We start from the raw sequence: 20554 nt of genomic DNA, 5'->3' as shown, positions 1-20554 counted from the left end.
CGACTACACCGAGGAAACCATGTCAAAAATCGAGCTCGACAAGACTGACCGCAAGATCCTGGCGGTCCTGCAGACGGATGGCCGGCTGTCGAACCAGGACGTCGCCGAGCGCGTCAACCTGTCGCCATCGCCCTGCCTGCGCCGCATCAAGCGGCTGGAAGAAGCGGGCGTGATCCGCCAGTACGTGGCGCTGGTGGACCCGGACAAGATCGGGCTCGGACTGCTGGCCTATGTGAACGTGCGGCTGGAAAAGCACAGCGAGGTCGCCAGCGCCAGCCGCGCCCCGGGCCTGCCGGCCACGTCGCCACGCAACGATTTCGCGGTGTCGGTAGGCACCTGGCCGGAAGTGGTGGCCTGCTATGCGATGACCGGGGAGATGGATTTCCTGCTGCGCGTGCATGTGGAAGACATGGACCACTTCTCGCGCTTCATGATGGGGACGCTGCTCAAGCATCCGGCGGTGCTGGATGTGAAGTCGAGCTTTGCGTTGCAGAGGATTAAGGAGACGACGGCCCTGCCGGTAGCGGGGTGAGGCATCTCATGCCGATCGATCTGCTAACAGCGGAACGCGGCGGACTTGGCTGCATAACAACTACTTCTTCGGCATCAGCCACTTCGCCGCCGCTCGCGCATTCGCCTTCATGGTGTAATCGATCACCGCAAACTGCTCCTCGAGCGCCTCGGCCATCACGCTCGCCGGGCTCGGCGGCGGCAATTGGAGGTAGGCATCCGCCTCGCCATATTCCCGCTTGATCTGCATCCCCGCCTTCTTGGCGATGTGCATCATGGTCTGGTTCGAGGTCAGGCATTGCATGTACAGGGTGTCCACGTCCGCATTGCGGCAGTGGATGGCCGCGCGCTCGAACAGGCGCGAGCCAATGCCCTGCCCGCGCGCCGACTTCGATACCGAGACGCCGAATTCCGCCACCCGCGCCTTGCTGGTCGGCTTGCCCTTGTCGGCGGGGGCAAAGGCCAGGTGGCCGACGCCGACGAGCTGGAACACCCGGCTCACCACGCCGAACACGATGTCGCGCTTGAAATCGAGCTTGTTGACGTAAGCAATGATCTGTTCGTCCGGGATCATGCTGCCAAAGCGCAGCAGCCGGTCATGGTTGTCGAGCGCGAGAAAATGCTTGAGGATGCGGCGACGGTCGCGCTCGCCCAATTCCTTGACCAGTACGGTCGAACGGCCTTCCCTGCCGCTGAGGGCCCGTAGCCATCGTTTCACGGGATTGTCCAGCATACATGTCCTTTTTGTGCAGTGCACCAATACCGCGATTGTAGCGGAATCCTGCTGGGCACGCGTTATACGCGGACATTAGCTTGCTGTATGCCATTGCGCTTGCGAACTGACGACGAACACGCCCTTGCCTGCCTGCTTGGCCTCGTACATCGCCTTGTCGGCCTCCGCCAGCAGCGCGGCCGAACCGCGCGCGGCGCCGGCGTGGCCGCGCGCGCTGGAGATGCCGATGCTGGCCGAGATCGAGACCGGGTGGCCGTCGGCCTCGGTCACCGAACGGATCTGGTCGAGCGCGATCTGGGCCACCCGCAGTGCGCCTTCGCGCGAAGCGACCTCCTCCAGCATGATGACGAACTCGTCGCCCCCCAGCCGCGCCAGCGCATCCTCGGCGCGCAGCTTGTCCTGTACCCGGCGCGCGACCATCTGCAGCACCAGGTCGCCGGTGGCGTGGCCCCAGGTGTCGTTCACGGCCTTGAAGCCGTCGAGGTCGATGAACATGAGGACGACCACGGTATCGCGCCGGCCGGCCCGCGCCAGCGCCCGTTCCAGCAGGCGGGTCAGCTGGCGGTAGTTGATCAGGCCGGTGAGGCTGTCGTGCTGGGCGAGGCGCTCGAGCTGCTTCGACTGCGCTTCCAGCTCGGCGGTGCGCTCGGCGACCCGGAGTTCCAGGTTTTCGTTGGCGGCCTGCAGCCGGTGGTTCACTTCGCCGATGATGCGGTAGCTGCGCCACAGCCGCACGCCGGAATAGGCCAGCAGCACCAGCAGCAGCGCGGAATAGGCAAACAGGTAGCCGCGGTAGCGCTCGCGCACCGCCAGCGCAGTGTCGAAGGTGCGGTTGAACTCGCGTCCCAGGCGGTCGAGCGCCGCGTCGGTGGAGGTGGCGGCGATCTGCATTTCGAGCCGGTTCTCCAGCGGCCGCTTCTCCAGGATGACGCGCGCGGCCTGGATGATGGCATCCATTTTCTCGACCACGGCCGGGGAAAACGCGATTTCCTGCGCCGCGATGTCGCCCAGGATCTCGTCGATGCGCCCCGCCAGTGCTGCCGAGGGGGCGGCGTTGTAGCGCAGGATCTCGGTCAGGAGCGCGTTGAGCGAGGCGTCCAGGCGCACCACCAGGCGGGCCGGCGCCAGCGCGCCTTCGATGCCGCCCAGTTCGGTCTTGAGGTCGGCCACGGCCGGCGGCAGGAACACCAAGGCCTCGCGCAGCGGCGGATTGTGGCGTGCGAACTGGGCCACCAGCAATTCCTTGCGCTGCAGGGCGTCGCCGAGCTGGGTGTAGGCGGCGCGTATCGCCGGGCTGTCGCTCTCGGGCGTGGCTTCGCCCAGGTGGGTGAGCAGGTCGCGCATGCGCGGCAGCTGGTTGTTCAGGTGGGGGCCGGCAGGCGCGCGCCCGATGTGGGCGCGCAGGATGTTCGCGTCCCACTCGGCGTCGAGCTTTTCGAGCTCGCGCAGGTTGAGCATCACGTCGTTGCGGACCTCGGGGTCGGCCGCATCGGAGCGGATATACAGGAAAGCGAGCAGCAGGGCCAGCACCAGCACCAGCACGCCGGCGAGTTGCAGGCGGCGACGCGGTTTCAGGCTTGCCACCCGCTGCGCCAGCACGGCAACCATCTTCTCCTCCGTTACACGGTTACTTTGATACGTTATGCAAAGAGGATAACAAAAGCTTGCGGTTCAGTCGCGCACGTCCCGTAGCTCGGCCTTGACGGCGGCGACCCGGGCAGCGTGGACAGCCTCGGGAATCTTCGCCCGATCGTCCGCGAAGCGCGCCGCGACCTCGCCCGCATTGACGGCGCGCGCCGCGTCGAGCGCGCGCAACAAGTAAGTGCGCTGCGGATAGTCGCGGTAGCGCATCTCGTGCGTTTCATGCCCGCGGCCGCGCGCATCGCACTCGGACGCCAGCAGCATCTGGGCAAAGCGTTCCGGCTTGCGGAAGGCGTCGCAGCGCTCGAACAGGGTGACGATGGTGTTCGGACGCAGTTCCAGGGCGCGGCCGACGTTGCCATGCTCGCGCGCCGTCATGAGGGCCAGGTCGCGGCACTCGTTCGGCACCTTCAGGCGCTTGCACACGCCGGTGACCAGCTTCATGCCCAGGAATTCATGGCCATGGTGGGCCGGCCATTTCTCTTCCGGCGTAATACCTTTGCCCAGGTCGTGCATCAGGGCCGCGAAGCGCACTTCCAGCCGGTGGCCCTGCTGCGCGGCGTAGTCGATCACGAGCATCAGGTGCACGCCGGTATCGACTTCCGGGTGGTGCAGCGGCGGTTGCGGCACACCCCACAGCACGTCGAGCTCGGGCAGGATACGCCCCAATGCGCCGCAATCGCGCAGCACGGCGAACATGCGCGACGGGCGCTCTTCCATGAGCCCGCGCGCCAGTTCCTGCCAGACACGCTCGGGCACCAGGGCGTCGACTTCTCCGGCTTCCACCATGGCGCGCATCAGAGCATTGGTGGTCTCGTGCACGCGAAAGTCCGGGAAGCGCGCGGCAAAGCGCGCCAGGCGCAGAATGCGCACCGGGTCTTCGGCGAAGGCATCGGAGACGTGGCGGAAGATGCGGTTTTTTAAATCGGCCTGGCCGCCGTAGGGGTCGACGATGCTGCCGTCCTCGGCGCGCGCCATCGCGTTGATGGTCAGGTCGCGCCGCACCAGGTCCTGCTCGAGCGTGACGTCGGGCGAGGTGTGGAACACGAAGCCGTGGTAGCCGGGCGCGGTCTTGCGCTCGGTGCGGGCGAGCGCGTATTCCTCCTGCGTTTCCGGATGCAGGAACACCGGGAAATCCTTGCCGACCGGACGGAAACCCTCGGCCACCATCTGCTCGGGGGTGGCGCCGACGACCACATGGTCGCGGTCTTGCACCTGCCGCCCGAGCAGCTCGTCGCGCACGGCGCCGCCCACCACGTAAGTCCGCATCGCACCGCGCATGCTCATTCGCGCGGCAGGTCGAGGTCGTGCTGCGGGGTCGGGTCGTCCTCGCGCATGGCTTCCTCGACCCAGCGCGCCACGGCCGGATGGGCCAGCACGCGCTCGCAATAGGCCTGCAGCGCCGGCGCCAGCGCCACGCCATAGGTCTTGAAGCGGCACACGACCGGCGCATAAAAAGCGTCGGCGATGGAAAAATCGCCGAACAGGAAGCCGTGGTGGCCGAAGCGGGACAAGCAGTCTTCCCAGATTTCGCAGATGCGGCCGATGTCGGCCTGGGCGCCCGGCGTGCGGCCGCGGCCCGGCAACCGGGCCTGGATGTTCATCGACATGGCGCTACGCAGCTCGCTGAAACCCGAATGCATCTCGGCCACGATCGAGCGTGCCAGCGCGCGTGCGGCGACGTCCTGCGGCCACATGTGCTTGTCGGGGAACTGCTCGGCCAGGTATTCGACGATGGCCAGGCTGTCCCAGATCGTCATCTCGCCCGCCAGCAGCACCGGCACCCGGCCCGCGTGCGAATAGCGTGCGATGTTGGCAGCGGTGTCCGGCGTGTCCAGCAGGACGCGTACCTCGGTGAAGGGAATGCCGAACGCAACCGCGGCTACCCAGGGCCGCATCGACCACGACGAGACGTTCTTGTTGCCGATGACGAGGGTCAGGCCCGGCTGGCGGGCCTGCTCGAGGGTGGAAGACAGGGTCGGGTCGAGTTCGATGGTCTGCATTGGGTTCCTGTGGTCGATCGGTGGTCGGAAAATCAGCGGCCGGCATGATGCGCGTCGAGCCTCTTGCCCCGCGCCAGGTAGTGCGGCGCGACGGCCTCGAGCGACGTGAGCTTGATTCCCAGCGCGCCGGCTGTCAAGGCTTGTGTTTGCGGATCGACCACGTTGTCGGTTTTCATCGAGTCGAGATTGTCGCGGCTGATGACCGGATCGCCCGGCAGCATCTCGAACAGCCGCGCCTGCATGTGCGCCGCCCAGTCGGGCAAGCCGACCACGCGCCGCTCGTGACCGGACAAGCGCCCGGCCAGGCGCACCAGTTCGGCCAGCGTGTACACCTGCGGGCCTCCCAGCTCGATGGTGGCGCCACGCGTATGCGGATCGCGCAGCGCTTTCGAGAAGGCGGCGGCGACGTCCTCCACGTACACGGGCTGGAAGCGCGCGTCCGGGCAGGCCAGCGGAATCACTGGGAAATGGCGCTGGAGCGCCGCGAACATCGTCAGGAAATGGTCGCCGGGGCCGAACACGACCGAAGGACGGAAGATGGTCGCCGCCACCGACGGCTCGCTGCGGGCCGCCACCTCGCCGTCGGCCTTGGAGCGCTGGTACATCGAGGCGCCGCGGCTGCTGGCGCCCAGCGCGCTCATGTGCAGGTAGCGCGGCACCCCGACATCGCGGCAGGCCTGGACGATGCGGCGCGGCAGGTCGACGTGCAGGCGGCGGAAACCCGGCCCGTAGGGAGTGCCGTGGCCGCCGTGCAGGACCCCGACCAGGTTGATGACGGCGTCGCGCCCTTCCAGGAGCGAGCGCAGCACGGCGTCGTCGTGGATGTTGGCGACCTGCAGGTCGAGGTAGGGCAAGGTCGTCAGGTACTTGGCGCTTTCGTAGTGGCGCGCCGGCACGACCATGCCGATGCCGTCCGCGGCAAGGCGCGCCGCCAGGTGTCCGCCGATGAAGCCGGTGGCGCCGATCACCACCACATTCCGGTCACGCATGGCGAAATCCTCGGATGGCTTCAGGGCAGGACGGCGGCGCGCTCGCGCGGCTGCACCGGACGCAGGCGGGTCCGGATCGATTGTGGCTTGTTCTCGAACACGGCGGCGTAGTTGGTGGCGTTGGCCAGCACGTTGCGCACGTAGCCGCGGGTTTCGGAGAACGGGATCGACTCGACGAAGATGGCGCCTTCCATCGGGGCGTCGAGCAGGCCGCGCCAGGTGCGCGCGCGCGACGGCCCGGCATTGTAGGCGGCCGTGGCCAGCACCTCGTCGCCGTTGAAGTTTTCCAGCACCATGTTCATGTAGTTGGCGCCGAGCGTGATGTTGGTCCGCAGGTCGTTGAGCATGCTGTGCACGAAGTTGTTCATCCCGATCTTTTCCGCCACCCACTTGCCGGTGGCCGGCATCACCTGCATCAGGCCGGAGGCGCCGACGCCGGAGCGCGCGTCAAGGATGAAGCGCGATTCCTGGCGGATCAGGCCATAGACCCAGGCCTTGTCGAGGCCCAGGCCGTGCGCGGTCGGGTGCAGGACGTCCAGGTGTGGCGCCGGGAAACGCTGCGCGTAATCGACTTCGGTACGCGTGCGCATCGAGGTCTCGACCATGCGGTCGAGCAGATCGTTGCGGCGAGCGAGTTCGCCGGCGGCCAGCAACTGACGTTCAGACATCCCGCGCAGCCCCCAGTTCCATTCGCGGTTGCCTTCGGCGCGCAGGCGCAAGGCATAGAACTTCAGGGCGCGCTGCAAACTCGGGTTGGCGCCGGCTTGCGCCAGCTCCGCCGCGCTGACCGGCTGTACCGGCGGCGGCGCGCTCACCTGGCGGCCGAGCTCGTCCAGGGCGAGCTGGCCATAGAAATGGTGCGGGCTGGCGACGCGCTCGAACAGCGCGTTGGCCTGCGTCGTGCGGCCGTCATGCTTGTCGGCACGGCCCAGCCAGTAGACCCAGGCGTTCTCGTCGCGCAGCGGCGGCGGCATCGCCTCGATGGTGGCGCGTACCGTTTTCCAGTCGCCACGGCGCAGCGCGATGCGGGTCTTCCATTGCATCTGTTCGCTCGTCAAGGGCACGCCCTTGGTGCGCTGCCAGTAGGTGGCGGCATCCGGCGACAGCACGATCGAGGCCGCATGCGCGATGCTGGCCCAGCCGATGGCGCGCTCCTCGGCGCTCAGCTGCGGGCTGTTCTTTTCCAGGGCGACGGTCGCCAGCTTGAGGCTGGTACGCGCCATGCGGCCGACGGCGACCAGGTAGATCGCGCGCTCGGCGCGGGTCTTGCCGATGCCGCGCGCCATGGCCACGGCCGGCGTGTCCACCGCCTGCGCGGCGCGGGTATCGGACGCGCCCAGCAGCAGCGCGGTGCGGCGCGCCGGCCCGGTGGCATTGGCTTCCCCTGCCAGGCGCAGCTGCCACAGCAGGTCGTCCTCGCTGAACTGGCGGCTTTGCGCCAGCTGGGCGATCAGGGCGGCACACGGCTCCCCATAGTTGCCTGGGCTCAGCAGCAAGGCGCGCGCTTCCTGCGCCACCTGTTCGCCACGGCTGGCGCGCGCCAGCAGCGCGTAGCAGCGGATCTGCAGGTTGCTGCCCGCCAGCTGCCCCAATTCGCGCTCGAAGTTGCCCCAGTCGCGCCGCCGTCCCAGCTCGAGCAGCCATTCCGCACGCAACTGCTCGGCGACGGCGGTCCCCTCGTGGCGGCGCAGCACCTCGCGCACTTCCTCGGCCGTGGCGTCGCGCAGCCGGGGTTTCAGACGATAATAGTCGACGTAGGACGCCAGCGGATAATCCGGCAGGCGCGAGGCAAGCGCATTGGCGCGGGCGGCATCGTTCTGGCGCACGGCTTCGCGCAACAACATGAAGGTGTCGTCGTCGGCGCGGCCGTCTTCGGCGGGCGCGCCGGGTGCACTGGGCACGGTAGGGGCGCCGCCCGCAGGCACCGGCGGGACGGCCTGGGCAGCCTGCGCGGCCGATGCCGGTTGCGCGGCATCAGGCGCGGGGCGGGCGTGGGCTGCACCTTGATACAAGGTCCACAAGGCAAACACTACGGCAAGGGCGACCGGCATGGCGCCGGTTGTCAATCTCGATTGAACCATCCACAACTCTCACTATACGCTGCATTCAAACCATGACCGGCGAATCAAGAATACCATGCACATCAGGGCTCCTGCCAGACGCTGGCGCAAGCACAGACGGGGCGATCACTGCCGATAAACCATTGCTGCGCCGCACGCTCAAGGAGCGGCGCCGCGCGATCGAGCCTGCCGTCAAGCAGGCTTGGGACGACCGGATCGGCGCACGGGTGCGCGACTGGGTCCGGGCCCATCCGGTGGCATCGCTGGGCGTCTACTGGCCGCTTGCAGGCGAACCCGACTTGCATCCAGCCTACGCGGAATTGGCCGAGGCAGGCGTACGCCTGGCCCTGCCGGTCGTGCTGGCACGCGACGCGGCGCTCGGGTTTGCCGAATGGATACCGGGCGAACCGACCGTGGCCGACAGCATGGGGGTGGCGGTGCCGGCGGACTTGCGGATGGTGGCGCGGCCGGATGTGTTGCTGATTCCCTGCCTGGGCTTCGATGCGCGCGGCTACCGGCTGGGCTACGGTGGGGGGTTTTATGACAGGACGCTGGCCCAAGAGCCGCGCCCGACGACGCTGGGCATCGCGTATGCGTGCCAGCAGGTGGCGTTCGCGATCGGGGAATACGACATTCCGCTCGATCGGATCATCACGGAACTGTAGGGTGACCAGCATTCCAAACGCTCATGCGGCGAACGACGTGGCCGCATCCGATGTTGCGCCAGTCCACCAGCTGAACGCGCGGCCGGCAGAGCCGGCCGCCCTACAACAAGCAGCGCCGCTTACTTCACCAGCCTCTGCCAGATCGCCGTGGTCGCCACCGCCTGGTTCATGCTATAGAAATGCAGACCCGGCGCGCCGCCGGCCAGCAGGCGTTCGCACAGGCCCGTCACCACATCCAGCCCGAAGGCCTTGATCGAGGCCGTGTCGTCGCCGAAGCTGGCCAGTTTGACGCGCACCCAGCGCGGGATTTCGGCGCCGCACATGTCCGAGAAACGCATCAGCTGCGTATAGTTGGTGATCGGCATGATGCCCGGCACCACCGGCACGTCGACGCCGAGCTTGCGCGCGTTGTCGACGAACTGGAAATACGCGTCCGCATTATAAAAATACTGCGTGATCGCGGCGTTCGCGCCGGCCTGCACCTTGCGTGCAAACGCCTGCAGGTCGTCCTGCGGCGAACGCGCCTGCGGGTGCATTTCCGGATAGGCCGCCACTTCGATGTGGAACCAGTCGCCCGTTTCCTGGCGGATGAACTCGACCAGTTCGTTGGCGTAGCGGAATTCGCCGGCGCCGCCGTAGCCGCTCGGCAGGTCGCCGCGCAGCGCCACCAGGCGGCGGATGCCGTTGTCGCGGAACTGCTGCAGGATGGCGCGCAGCGATTCGCGGGTGCCGCCGATGCACGACAGGTGCGGCGCCGCCTCGTGGCCTTCCGACTGGATCTCGAGGACGGTCTGCAAGGTGCCCTGCTGGGTGGTGCCGCCGGCGCCGAAGGTCACCGAAAAATAGGTAGGCCGCAGGTCGGCCAGCTTCTGGCGCACGAGGCGCAGCTTCTCGGCACCTTCGCCGGTCTTCGGCGGAAAAAACTCGATACTGAAATTAGGGGTTTCCATCGTTGTCCTTGAGGAGCAAGCTAGAAAGCGCCCACGAAATGATGCTGTACAGGATGGCTGCCAGGAAGGCGGACCAGAACCCGGCCACCTCGAACCCCTCGATCCAGCGCGACACCAGCCAGAACAGCAAGGCATTGATGACGAGGATGAACAGGCCCAGCGATATCACGGTCACCGGCAGGGTCAGGATCACCAGCACGGGACGGATCAGGGTATTGACCAGCCCCAGCACGAGCGCCGCGATCAGCGCGGTCGTGAAGTTGGTGACGGCAACGGACGACATCAGGAACGGCAGGGCCATCAGGGCGACGGCATTGATCAACCAGGTAACAAGCAAGCGCATTGCATCGACTTTCGTGGTACACGGGCGCCCTCTCCCATCACGGAGAGGAAACGGCGCCCGGCTGTTGGAAAAACGGGCGCGGGTTGCATCGACAACTCCGCGCCCGCGTCTGGATCTACAACTGGCTACCGATTAATAACGGTAGTGGTCCGGCTTGTACGGACCTTCCTTGCTCACCGAGATATAGGCGGCCTGCTCGTCGGTCAGCGTGGTCAGCTGGGCATTGAGCTTTTTGAGCTGCAGGCGGGCGACCTTCTCGTCCAGGTGCTTCGGCAGCGTGTACACGCCGACCGGGTACTTGTCGGTGTTGGCGAACAGTTCGATCTGGGCGATGGTCTGGTTCGCGAACGACGAGCTCATCACGTACGACGGGTGGCCGGTACCGCAGCCGAGGTTCACCAGGCGGCCTTCGGCCAGCAGGATGATGCGCTTGCCATCCGGGAAGATCACGTGGTCGACCTGCGGCTTGATGTTTTCCCACTCGTACTTCTTGAGCGCGGCAACTTCGATCTCGTTGTCGAAGTGGCCGATGTTGCAGACGATGGCCTGGTCCTTCATCTTGAGCATGTGCTCTTCGGTGATGACGTGGTAGTTGCCGGTGCAGGTGACGAAGATGTCGCCGTGCTCGGCAGCGTAGTCCATGGTCACGACGCGGTAGCCTTCCATCGCGGCCTGCAGGGCGCAGATCGGGTCGATCTCGGTGACCCAGACCTGGGCCGACAGCGCGCGCATGGCCTGGGCCGAGCCCTTGCCGACATCGCCGTAGCCGGCGATCACGGCGATCTTGCCGGCGACCATGACGTCGGTCGCGCGCTTGATGCCGTCCACCAGCGATTCGCGGCAGCCGTACAGGTTGTCGAACTTCGACTTGGTGACGGAATCGTTGACGTTGATCGCCGGGAAGGCCAGCTTGCCTTCCTGGTGCATCTGGTACAGGCGGTGCACGCCGGTGGTGGTCTCTTCGGTCACGCCCAGGATGCACGGCAGGCGCTTCGAGTACCACGACGGGTCACGCGCCAGGCGGCCCTTGATGGCGTTGAACAGGCAAATTTCTTCTTCCGAACCCGGCTTGTCCAGCACCGAGATGTCCTTCTCCGCGCGCACGCCCAGGTGCAGCAGCAGGGTGGCGTCGCCGCCGTCGTCCAGGATCATGTTGGCATTGGTGTTGGCAGACCCGTCACCCGGCCATTCGAAGATGCGGTGGGTGTATTCCCAGTACTCGTCCAGGGTCTCGCCCTTGATGGCGAACACCGGGGTGCCGACCGAGGCGATGGCGGCGGCGGCGTGGTCCTGGGTCGAGTAGATGTTGCACGATGCCCAGCGCACTTGCGCGCCGAGGGCTTCCAGGGTGCGGATCAGGACCGCGGTCTGGATGGTCATGTGCAGCGAACCGGCGATGCGCGCGCCCTTCAGGGGCTGGGCGCTGGCGTATTCCTCGCGGATCGCCATCAGGCCCGGCATTTCGGTTTCTGCAATACGGATTTCCTTCTCGCCCCAGGATGCCAGGGAGATGTCGGCGACGATGTAATCGGGAGTTTCTTTGAGTACGGCGCTCATCACGCCCTCCTTTCAATGGTTGAAAAAAGTAACGTGAGCGCGGTTGCTGATATCCGAGCCTGGCAAAGAGGAATCTCTTCGTCGCAACGCTCCTCGGAATTCATAAGTTTAACACGAGTGGCGGTAGGTTGTGGCCGCTGGTGTTGTTTGGGGATGCTTGGGTTTGTGGTGCAAGGATGCCCGGATGGAGTGCGACGAAATTGGGTCCCCGCCTGCGCGGGGACGACGTTGGTCGGGGTAGGGCGAATACCGTTACCGTAACTTCGGATACGTCCTCTGATACGTCGTTCCCGCGAAGGCGGGAACCCAATTTGGCATGCCTACCACTCCGGCACGCACAAGCGACTAATTACGACAGACCCGCCTCGGCACGCAACAGCGCCGCCTTGTCGGTGCGCTCCCAGGTGAACTCCGGCTCTTCGCGGCCGAAATGGCCGTAGGCGGCGGTCTTGGCGTAGATCGGGCGCAGCAGGTCGAGCATCTGGACGATGCCCTTCGGGCGCAGGTCGAAGTGTTCCATCACCAGCTGGGCGATCTTCTCGTCCGGGATGACGCCGGTGCCTTCGGTGTACACGGTGATGTTGATCGGACGCGCCACGCCGATGGCGTAGCTGACCTGTACCTGGCACTGGCGCGCCAGGCCGGCGGCCACGATGTTCTTCGCCACGTAGCGCGCGGCGTAGGCGGCCGAACGGTCGACCTTGGACGGGTCCTTGCCCGAGAACGCGCCGCCGCCGTGCGGGGCTGCGCCGCCGTAGGTGTCGACGATGATCTTGCGGCCGGTCAGGCCGCAGTCGCCCTGCGGGCCGCCGATGACGAAGCGGCCGGTCGGGTTGACCAGGAACTTGGTACCTTCGAGCCATTCGCGCGGCAGGACCGGCTTGATGATCTCTTCGACGACCGCTTCCTGGATCTGCGAGTGGCTGATTTCCGGCGCATGCTGGGTCGACAGCACGACGGTGTCCACGGCCACCGGGCGGCCGTCGACGTAGCGCAGGGTGACCTGCGACTTGGCGTCCGGGCGCAGCCACGGCAGGCGGCCATCCTTGCGCAGCTGCGACTGGCGCTCGACTAGGCGGTGCGCGTAATAGATAGCGGCCGGCATCAGTTCCGGGGTCTCGTCGCAGGCATAGCCGAACATCAGGCCCTGGTCGCCCGCGCCCTGGTCCAGGTCGAGGCCGGCGCCTTCGTCCACGCCCTGGGCGATGTCCGGCGACTGCTTGTCGTAGCAGACCATCACGGCGCAGCCCTTGTAGTCGATGCCGAAATCGGTGTTGTCGTAGCCGATGCGCTTGATGGTATTGCGCGCCACGCTGATGTAGTCGACATTGGCGTGGGTGGTGATTTCACCGGCCAGCACCACCAGGCCGGTGTTGCACAAGGTTTCGGCAGCGACGCGCGCGCGGGGATCCTGTTCCAGGATGGCGTCGAGGATCGCGTCGGAAATCTGGTCGGCGACCTTGTCGGGGTGGCCTTCGGAGACGGATTCGGAAGTGAAGAGGTAGTCGTTGGACATGGTGGCTCCAGTTACTGCTGTGTTATGCGGTTGGTAAAGAAGGTGCCGCAGCAACGGGTGCCTGCGACGCTTTAGCGACATTTATATTCCGCTTCGCAAGTTGTCTATTAACTCGGCGGATCCTGCATAAAGTGGTATTTTACGCTTCCTTCGAGAATTTTGGTGTAGCAAGTCTCGTTCCATTCAATTCTGGTCAATCGCATGTTAGTTTCCTTATTCCGTGCACTATCGGTACTCCCATTGCCGTTTTTGCACGCCCTCGGGTCGGCGCTCGGCTGGCTCGTGTACCTGCTGTCCCCATCCTACCGCCGGCGCCTGCGCTCCAATTTGACCCAGGCCGGGTATGGGCAGCACCTGAACGCGGCCGTTGCCGAAGCCGGCAAGGCCATCGTCGAACTGGCCTTCGTCTGGTGCGCCAAGCCGGAGCGGGTGGCGCGCCACGCCAGCGTCGAGAACTGGGCGCTGGTCCAGGAACGCCTCGATGCCGGCCGCGGCATTGTCTTTTTGACGCCACACCTGGGCTGCTTCGAAATGACGGCCCAGCAGATCGCGCTCAAGACCGCCCTCACCGTCATGTACCGCCCTCCCCGCAAGAGCGCGCTCAAGCCGCTGGTCGAAGGCGCGCGTGCCCGCCATAACCTGCACCTGGCGCCGGCCAACCTGTCGGGCGTGCGCATCCTCGCCAAAACCCTGAAGGGCGGCCAGCCGATCGGCCTGCTGCCAGACCAGGTGCCGCAGGAAGGCGAAGGCGTGTGGGCACCGTGGTTCGGCCGCAACGCCTATACCATGACCCTGCCGGCCAAGCTGGCGCAACTGGGCAAGGCCGACATCCTGCTGGTGTATGCCGAGCGCCGCCCGCGCGGCGCCGGCTATATCGTCCGCTTCGTGCCCTTCGACGGCGATTTGTCCGGGACCCCGGCCGAACAGGCGGCGGCGATCAACCGCGCCATGGAGCAACTCATCAGCCGCTGCCCGGCGCAGTATTTCTGGAGTTATAACCGCTACAAGCAGCCGGATGGCGTGGCGGGCCCGGAAAGCGAGGCCGCGGCATGAGGATCCTGCTCGGTTTCATGTGGCTGCTGCATTTTTTACCACTGCCCATCCTCGGCCGCCTCGGCGAAGCGGTCGGCAGCCTGATGTTCCTGATCCTGGGCAAGCGCCGCCGGATCGCGCTGACAAATCTGCGCCTGTGTATGCCCGAGAAATCGGACAGCGAGCGCCACGCCATCGCCAGGCAGCACTTCCGCGCCTACGCGCGCAGCATTTTCGAGCGCTCGTTGCTGTGGTGGGCATCGGAGGCGCGCGTGCGCAGCCTGATCCAGGTCGAGCCGGCGGTGCCGCAGGCCGAGATGGAAGCGGGCCCGACCATCCTGCTGTGCCCGCATTTCGTGTGCCTCGACGTGGCCGGCGTGGCCGCACGCGTGATTCCCCTGTGCAGCATGTACGTGCCGCAGAAGAACGAAGCCTTCGACAAGCTGCTGCGCCACGGCCGCGAGCGCTACGGCCCGGTGCGCCTGGTCACGCGCAAGGAAGGCATCAAGCCGATCCTGCGCGCGCTGCGCGACGGCCTGCCCTACTTCATGCTGCCTGACATGGATTTCGGCGAGAAGGATGCCGAGTTCGTGCCCTTCTTCGGCATTCCGGCCGCCACCCTCACCGCGCTGGGCCGCCTCGCCGCGACCACCGGCGCCAAGGTAATCCCGGTGGTCGCGACCTACCTGCCGAACTACCAGGGCTGGCGCGTGCGCTTCTATCCGGCGTGGGAAAATTATCCGGGCGACGACATGGTCGAAGCGACGCGCCGCATGAACGCCTTCATCGAGGAGCGCGTGCGCGAGGCGCCGGCCGAATACTTCTGGACGCATAAACGCTTCAAGACCCGCCCGCCGGGCGAGCCCTCGTTCTACGATTGAGCCGCCATTAAGCTGCGCTAATCCAAATTAAAAATGATTAAGCTGAACTGAAGCGACACCGACATGAAACTGAAATTCACCAAGATGCACGGCGCGGGTAACGACTTCATCGTCGTCGACGCCATCCACCAGGACGTCTCGCTCAACGCCGAACAATGGCGCCGGCTGGCCGACCGCCGTTTCGGCATCGGCGCCGACCAGATCCTCGTCGTCGAGCGCCCTGTGCTGGACGGCTGCGACTTCCGCTACCGCATCTTCAACAGCGATGGCGGCGAAGTCGAACAATGCGGCAACGGCGCGCGCGCCTTTGCCCGCTTCGTCAGCGACAAGGGTTTGTCGACAGAGCGCAGCATCCGTGTCGAAACCATGAAAGGCATCATCGCGCCGCGCCTGGAAGACGACGGCAGCGTGACGGTGGACATGGGTGCGCCACGGCTGGACCCGGCCGAGGTGCCCTTCGACAGCGCCGGACTGGGTGGCTGGGCCGAAGGAGAAGACACCACCTGGCCGTTGCCGGTGGGCGGCAAGACGGTCTTCGTGTCGGTGGTCTCGATGGGCAATCCGCACGCGGTGCAGGTGGTCGACGACGTCGATACCGCACCGGTAGAACAGACCGGCCCGGCGATCGAGGCGCATGCGCGCTTCCCGCAGCGGGTGAACGCCGGCTACATGCAGGTGGTCGACCGCCACCATATCCGCCTGCGCGTGTACGAGCGCGGCGCCGGCGAGACCCTGGCCTGCGGCACCGGCGCCTGCGCCGCCGTAGTGGCCGGCATCCGGCGCGGCCTGCTCGATTCGCCGGTGCGCGTGTCGGCCCGTGGCGGTGAGCTCAGCATTGCATGGAACGGCGCCGGCCAGCCGGTATACCTCAGCGGGCCGGCGGTGACGGTCTTCGAGGGCGAAGTCGAGATTTAAAACAATGCGTTAGTTGCGGCCGGCCATTTGCCCAGCCATTTTTTTGTCGTCGACGGGCGGCCTCAGGCGGCCAGCCCGAAGTCGGCCGCCGGCTCCTCGCCCTCGCCATCCTTTGCTGCGGCGCCCAGCAAGGTCCGCAACCGGTACAGGCGCTGCCGGTAATTTCCTTCCGGCCCGGACGGGCCGCAATCGATCCCTTCGAACAGGCGCGCGATGCGGTCGAGCGCATGGCGCTCCTGCGCCGTCTCGACCAGCACCAGCCGGCGCTTGCTGCGCCCATAGCTGGCGCGAATGTCGATCACCAGGCAGTGGCCGTGGTCGGCGGCGGGAATGTCGAGCAGCAGCGCTTCCGCCCGCGACAGGTTGAACAGCGCCGCCAGCTCCAGCCGCGCCGCCAGCAGCGGATGGGCCGGCCCGCCGTCGCGGTGGCCGGCATCCCGTCGGCCGAGCTCATGGCATTTGGCGAGCAGCTTGCCGGTGTCGACGTAGGGGGGCGTGGACAGGCGCGGCGCGATCTTGCGCAGCAGCTCCACCGCCTCGCTCGCCCCCTGGGCTGCCGCCTTCTGCAGCCAGTAGACGGCGCGCACGTCATTGTTCTCGTTTTCGCGGCGCGCCCGCCAGGCATTGTTACCGCATTCGAGCTGGGCTTCGCGGTAACCCATCTCGGCCGCGCGTTCGAGGTAGCGCTGGGCATCGGCGACATTACGCTGTGAGAACTCGGGCTTGATATAGATGCGCGACAGGGCATACCAGGCCTGTGCCAGCCCCTGCTCTCCCGCCAGCGTCAGCCAGCGGATCGCCTTCTTGAAATTGGCCGCGCCACTGCCCCCGGCGACACGGCGTCCGTCGACCTCCATGCGCGCGCAGCGCAGCCCCATCGCCAACTGCGCATGGCGGTCGTGCTCGGCCGCCGCCAGCTCCCAGAAGCAGAGCGGCTCGTCAGGCGCCAGCGCCAGGTCGTGCTGGCCGCCTTCGAGCAGGCGTGCCACGCGCGACAGCAGCGCGATGTCGCCCGGTGCCAGCCGGTGTACCCCGTCGTTGCCGGAGGCCGTGCGCACCAGTGCGCGTGCCAGCGGCAGGGCGCGCGCCAGGTAATCGTTCCATTGGCCGGCCTCCCATGCCTGGTCGAGCACGGCGAGCTGGGCCTGGGCCACGCCGCTGTCGGCAGCGCGCTTCAGCCAGGCTTGCGCCGCCGGACGCACCGGCGCCGTGCCGGTGCCATCCGCTCTCTGCAGCGGCTGCGCCGGCGCTTCGTGCTGGCGCGCCAGCAGCCACTGGGCGTCGGGGAAGCCGGCGCGCGCCGCCTCTTCGAGCGCACGCAGGGCCTTGGCGCGCAGCGCCTCCGGGACGGCATCGAGCGCCGCGCCGGTACCGTCGGGCACCGCCGCGTCGAGCACCAGCTGGGCAAACACCAGTCCGGCGTGCACGCTGCCGTCGTCGTAGGCGCGCTCGTACCAGGTCGCGAGCGAATGCGCGCTGCGCTGCGCCAGCCCGAGGGGGATGTGGTTGCCGATCAGTTGCCAGGCTTGCTGGCAGTCCTGCCGCGCGGCCCGCTCGAGCCAGTGCAGCGCGGTCGGCAGGCTTTGCGGCAAACCGGCGCTGCCGAACAGGTAGAGCTTGCCCAGTTCGAGCTGGGCGGCGGCCTGTCCGGCGCGTGCGTTGCGGATGATCGCCAGTTCTTCGCGGTTAGCCATCGTGTCGTGTCGTGGGGTGGATGTCAGCGCGGCGCGAAGCGGAAGGCTGGGATCGCGGGCGGCATCCATGCCGGCCCTCACCCCAAAGTTTCCAATATACAAGGATTTCCGATTTCCCGTCGCCGCGCACCTTGGTTGACGCAGAGTCTAAGCCGCCCTTGCCGCCGCTCCGATTCAATCCCCTTCTTCCTTGAGGCGGCGCAAACCGTCCAGATAGCGAACTGAACTCTATTAGCGCCGAATTTGTGACATCTTTCATGACACGCGTTTCAAAAATACAACAGCACGATTGGATTTATTGGCTTTCCACCAACTGCGCCCGTCATAATTGACCAAACCTACAATCTTGACGACTCAAGCATTTAAGGTGCAGCTTATCCGGGTATTCAGCCTTACCGTCTCAATGCCCAGGATGACTGAGATTCACTTAAGAAAAGGAATACAAATAATGAAACACTCCCTCCTGGCCGTCGCACTGCTCGGCGCATTCGCCGGCGCTGCACAAGCACAGACCGCTGTTCAGATCTACGGCACCATCGACGCTGGCGTCATCAAGCGCAGTGGCGAGACCCTGAACATCGGCAAGCGTGCTTCGAACACCCTCGGCTTCAAAGGGACCGAAGACCTGGGCAATGGTCTGAAAGCACTGTTCCAACTGGAAATGCGTTACGAGCCGGACACCGGCACCAATGAAATCGGCGGCAACGGCACCCAGCGTCCGCTGTTCCAGGGCCAGAGCCGTGTCGGCCTGCAAGGTGATTTCGGTATGGTTCGCATTGGTCGCGGCTTGACGCCGTACCATGAGACCATCGGCGCCTTCGAGCCGTTCCACGCCTCGCCGAGCCCGGCTGGCTTCTGGACCGACATCGCTGTTGCAGGCTACGGCTCGCAGCCGCTGGACCAGGCCGGCTACTCGAACAACCGCTTCTCGAACGGCGTCTGGTACAACTCGCCGATCGTCAGCGGCTTCCAGCTGAACACCGCAATCGCCACCAAGGAAGGCGGCGGCGCCGCTGCCATCGTCGGCCGCGGCACCACGGCCAACCCACAGTACCCGGCGGGCGGCGAAGCATCGGCCAACCCGTTCTCGATCACCGGTACCTACAACAACGGCCCGGCGGCCTTCATGGCCGGCTACGAGCGCAACGCCATCGAATCGAAGGTGTGGTCGATCGGCGCGTCGTTCGCAGCGACCCCGGAACTGAAGCTGATGGGCCTGTATTCCAAGCAGGACCAGGAAAACACCCGCATCGTCAACGCCAACACCAAGGCATGGGTGCTGGGCGCCAACTACACCATGGGCCCGGGCAAGTTCCTGGCTGGTTACGGCCAGAAGGACGTCGACGGCCTGCAGAAGGTCAAGCAGCTGTCGCTCGGCTACGAGTACAGCCTGTCGAAGCGTACCTACCTGTACGTGGACGCATCGCGCAAGAAGGGCATCAACGCCCTGCAGTCGACCGTCAACCACTACGACGTGGGCGTGAACCACTCGTTCTAAGTTGAACGCGGGCCGCAAGGCCCCTTTTTCGGGGCGGACATGGGCAACCATGCCCGCCCCGGCTGTTTCAACCGATTTTCTGTAGTTTTTAAGCAACGCCTGTCAAGGCACCGGCAATACGCGCGTCCAGAATCTGTACAGTGCGGCCGTGCAATGGCATATTGGCAAGGCGATTAACAAAACGCTCGTTCGCAAAATAACATTGGAGATGCAATGAAGAAGAGTATCCTGGCCGCGCTGCTCGGCACCTGTTTCGCAACCTCGGCCTTCGCGCAGTCCAGCGTGCAAATCTACGGCATCGCCGACGCCGGCGTGATGTGGCAAAAAGGCGGCCCGACCAAGATCTATAGCGGTGGCGCCGACGGCTCGCGCCTTGGTTTCAAGGGCACCGAAGACCTCGGCAACGGCTACAAGGCGATCTTCAACCTCGAAGCGCGCGTCGAACTCGACACCGGCACCCAGCAGCCGACCCTGATGAACGACAATCCGGGCACCTACCTGCTGCGCGGCATGAACGGCATCCCGCCGACCATCCTCTCGCGCCTGCAATCGCTGATCCAGCCGCCGGGTGGTCCGGCCGTGAACCAGGAACGCGCCCTGTTCGACCGTACCGCGATGGTCGGCCTGATCACTCCGGTCGGCGCCATCCTGCTCGGCCGCATGTACACCCCGGGCTATGAAGTGTTCAACAAGGCCGACACCTTCGAGTCGGGCACCGGTGGCACCTGGGGCCACGTGACCGGCGGCACCGCCGGCTTCACCGCGCTGGGCGCCGACATCCGCTCGCAGGAAGCGATCCAGTACCGCATCGCCCTGCCGAACGGCATCGGCGGTTCGCTGATGTATGGTCCGAAGGGTTCGGGCTACCTGGGCCGCTACAACAAGTTCCGCGCCGGCGCCCTCACCTACACGGCCAACGGCTTCGACGTCGGCATCGGCTACAACCACGGCTACGACCAGCAGAACCGTCCGAGCCTGCGCACCACCACCGTGGGCGGCTCCTACCAGCTGAACGAGACCTGGAAACTGTTCGCCGGCTTCCACAGCCAGCGCAACAGCAACTCGGTCCTGATCGCCGACTACACCGCCGGCTGGGATGCGGGCGTGGTGCCGGCACTGGCCCAGCAAGGCGTGCCGGCAGCCAACCAGGCTGCGCTGCGCAACATCTTCCTGAACGCCATCCGCAACAACACCCAGCAGGACGCCAACAGCTACCAGGTCGGCGCGCACTACAAGGTGGGCAGCGGCCGCATCATGGCGCAGTACGCGCACCAGAACGACCGCACCCCCACCAACAGCGACGCCAACCTGTACGCGATCGGCTACGACCACTTCCTGTCGAAGCGCACCGACGTGTACACCGTCGCGGCCTTCATCAAGAACAAGGGCCTGGCGCAGTACTCGCCGGGCACCTCGGGCAACCCTGGCGGCTTCACCGAAGCGCCGGGCGCGGACGGCCGTTCGCTGCAGATCGGCGTGCGCCACCGCTTCTAAGGGTTCACACCCTTTCCAAAAGACGCCTGCGGGCGTCTTTTTTTATGTCTGCCGGTTTCTAGCCGTCAGGTAA

18 protein-coding genes and 1 riboswitch are annotated in these 20554 nt (G+C 66.0%); of the genes, 7 read left to right on the top strand and 11 right to left on the bottom strand.

Annotation, left to right across the window (positions count from 1 at the left end):
- Window positions 1–19 precede the first annotated feature (19 nt).
- Entirely contained in the window at window positions 20–532 is a 513-nt protein-coding gene (locus tag ACFFJK_RS04045) for an Lrp/AsnC family transcriptional regulator (protein WP_379677826.1), read from the top strand.
- A 60-nt stretch (window positions 533–592) separates the two neighbouring features.
- Here the strand turns inward: ACFFJK_RS04045 and ACFFJK_RS04040 are convergent, their stop codons facing one another.
- From ACFFJK_RS04040 to ACFFJK_RS04015, 6 genes are all read right to left on the bottom strand, one after another.
- Window positions 593–1243: a GNAT family N-acetyltransferase gene (locus ACFFJK_RS04040; protein WP_379677825.1), complete on the bottom strand. Its 651-nt coding sequence runs from the start codon at window positions 1241–1243 to the stop codon at window positions 593–595.
- 75 nt (window positions 1244–1318) lie between these two features.
- Window positions 1319–2851 (bottom strand): DAHL domain-containing protein, encoded by a 1533-nt coding sequence (locus tag ACFFJK_RS04035; protein ID WP_379677824.1) that lies wholly within the window; start codon window positions 2849–2851, stop codon window positions 1319–1321.
- Between the two features lie 63 nt (window positions 2852–2914).
- A complete protein-coding gene (locus tag ACFFJK_RS04030) occupies window positions 2915–4153 on the bottom strand; it encodes a multifunctional CCA addition/repair protein (protein WP_379677823.1) in 1239 nt (412 codons plus the stop codon).
- A gap of 14 nt (window positions 4154–4167) precedes the next feature.
- Window positions 4168–4887 carry a glutathione S-transferase family protein gene (locus ACFFJK_RS04025; RefSeq protein WP_379677822.1) on the bottom strand — a complete coding sequence of 240 codons (720 nt, stop codon included), beginning with the start codon at window positions 4885–4887 and terminating at the stop codon, window positions 4168–4170.
- Between the two features lie 32 nt (window positions 4888–4919).
- Window positions 4920–5876 carry a complex I NDUFA9 subunit family protein gene (locus tag ACFFJK_RS04020; RefSeq protein ID WP_379677821.1) on the bottom strand — a complete coding sequence of 319 codons (957 nt, stop codon included), beginning with the start codon at window positions 5874–5876 and terminating at the stop codon, window positions 4920–4922.
- 20 nt (window positions 5877–5896) lie between these two features.
- On the bottom strand, window positions 5897–7927 hold the full coding sequence (locus ACFFJK_RS04015; RefSeq protein ID WP_379677862.1) for a lytic transglycosylase domain-containing protein: 2031 nt from the start codon (window positions 7925–7927) through the stop codon (window positions 5897–5899).
- Between the two features lie 62 nt (window positions 7928–7989).
- On the opposite strand from ACFFJK_RS04015, the gene ACFFJK_RS04010 reads away from it, so the two are divergent.
- On the top strand, window positions 7990–8601 hold the full coding sequence (locus ACFFJK_RS04010) for a 5-formyltetrahydrofolate cyclo-ligase (protein ID WP_512700274.1): 612 nt from the start codon (window positions 7990–7992) through the stop codon (window positions 8599–8601).
- Window positions 8602–8720: 119 nt separating this feature from the next.
- Here ACFFJK_RS04010 and metF read toward each other — a convergent pair whose 3' ends face one another.
- The 4 genes from metF to metK form a co-directional block, all read right to left on the bottom strand.
- Window positions 8721–9551, bottom strand: coding sequence for a methylenetetrahydrofolate reductase [NAD(P)H] (metF, locus tag ACFFJK_RS04005; RefSeq protein WP_379677818.1), 831 nt, complete (start codon window positions 9549–9551; stop codon window positions 8721–8723).
- Window positions 9538–9894 (bottom strand): phage holin family protein, encoded by a 357-nt coding sequence (locus tag ACFFJK_RS04000; RefSeq protein WP_379677817.1) that lies wholly within the window; start codon window positions 9892–9894, stop codon window positions 9538–9540. The genes metF and ACFFJK_RS04000 overlap by 14 nt, the downstream gene beginning before the upstream one ends.
- Window positions 9895–10026: 132 nt before the next feature.
- Entirely contained in the window at window positions 10027–11451 is a 1425-nt protein-coding gene (gene ahcY / locus ACFFJK_RS03995; RefSeq protein ID WP_379677816.1) for an adenosylhomocysteinase, read from the bottom strand.
- A 28-nt stretch (window positions 11452–11479) separates the two neighbouring features.
- A riboswitch (S-adenosyl-L-homocysteine riboswitch) is annotated at window positions 11480–11552 on the bottom strand.
- A 248-nt stretch (window positions 11553–11800) separates the two neighbouring features.
- Window positions 11801–12967: a methionine adenosyltransferase gene (gene metK / locus ACFFJK_RS03990; RefSeq protein WP_379677815.1), complete on the bottom strand. Its 1167-nt coding sequence runs from the start codon at window positions 12965–12967 to the stop codon at window positions 11801–11803.
- 201 nt (window positions 12968–13168) lie between these two features.
- On the opposite strand from metK, the gene ACFFJK_RS03985 reads away from it, so the two are divergent.
- From ACFFJK_RS03985 to dapF, 3 genes are all read left to right on the top strand, one after another.
- The gene (locus ACFFJK_RS03985) at window positions 13169–14020 is read left to right on the top strand and encodes a lysophospholipid acyltransferase family protein (protein ID WP_379677814.1); all 852 of its coding nucleotides are present in this window, start codon (window positions 13169–13171) and stop codon (window positions 14018–14020) included.
- Entirely contained in the window at window positions 14017–14880 is an 864-nt protein-coding gene (locus ACFFJK_RS03980; protein WP_379677813.1) for an LpxL/LpxP family acyltransferase, read from the top strand. The genes ACFFJK_RS03985 and ACFFJK_RS03980 overlap by 4 nt, the downstream gene beginning before the upstream one ends.
- 63 nt (window positions 14881–14943) lie before the next feature.
- Entirely contained in the window at window positions 14944–15795 is an 852-nt protein-coding gene (gene dapF, locus ACFFJK_RS03975) for a diaminopimelate epimerase (RefSeq protein ID WP_379677812.1), read from the top strand.
- Window positions 15796–15857: 62 nt separating this feature from the next.
- Here dapF and ACFFJK_RS03970 read toward each other — a convergent pair whose 3' ends face one another.
- Window positions 15858–17489 (bottom strand): tetratricopeptide repeat protein, encoded by a 1632-nt coding sequence (locus ACFFJK_RS03970; RefSeq protein WP_379677811.1) that lies wholly within the window; start codon window positions 17487–17489, stop codon window positions 15858–15860.
- Window positions 17490–17937: 448 nt separating this feature from the next.
- Between ACFFJK_RS03970 and ACFFJK_RS03965 the strand changes: the two genes are divergently transcribed.
- Entirely contained in the window at window positions 17938–18987 is a 1050-nt protein-coding gene (locus tag ACFFJK_RS03965) for a porin (RefSeq protein ID WP_379677810.1), read from the top strand.
- Between the two features lie 213 nt (window positions 18988–19200).
- The gene (locus ACFFJK_RS03960) at window positions 19201–20481 is read left to right on the top strand and encodes a porin (RefSeq protein WP_379677809.1); all 1281 of its coding nucleotides are present in this window, start codon (window positions 19201–19203) and stop codon (window positions 20479–20481) included.
- Window positions 20482–20554: the final 73 nt, after the last annotated feature.

The organism is Massilia consociata, assembly GCF_042432755.1.
In the GTDB taxonomy this organism is placed as follows: Bacteria; Pseudomonadota; Gammaproteobacteria; order Burkholderiales; family Burkholderiaceae_D; genus Telluria; species Telluria consociata.
This window is presented reverse-complemented; position numbering and strand designations above follow the sequence as displayed.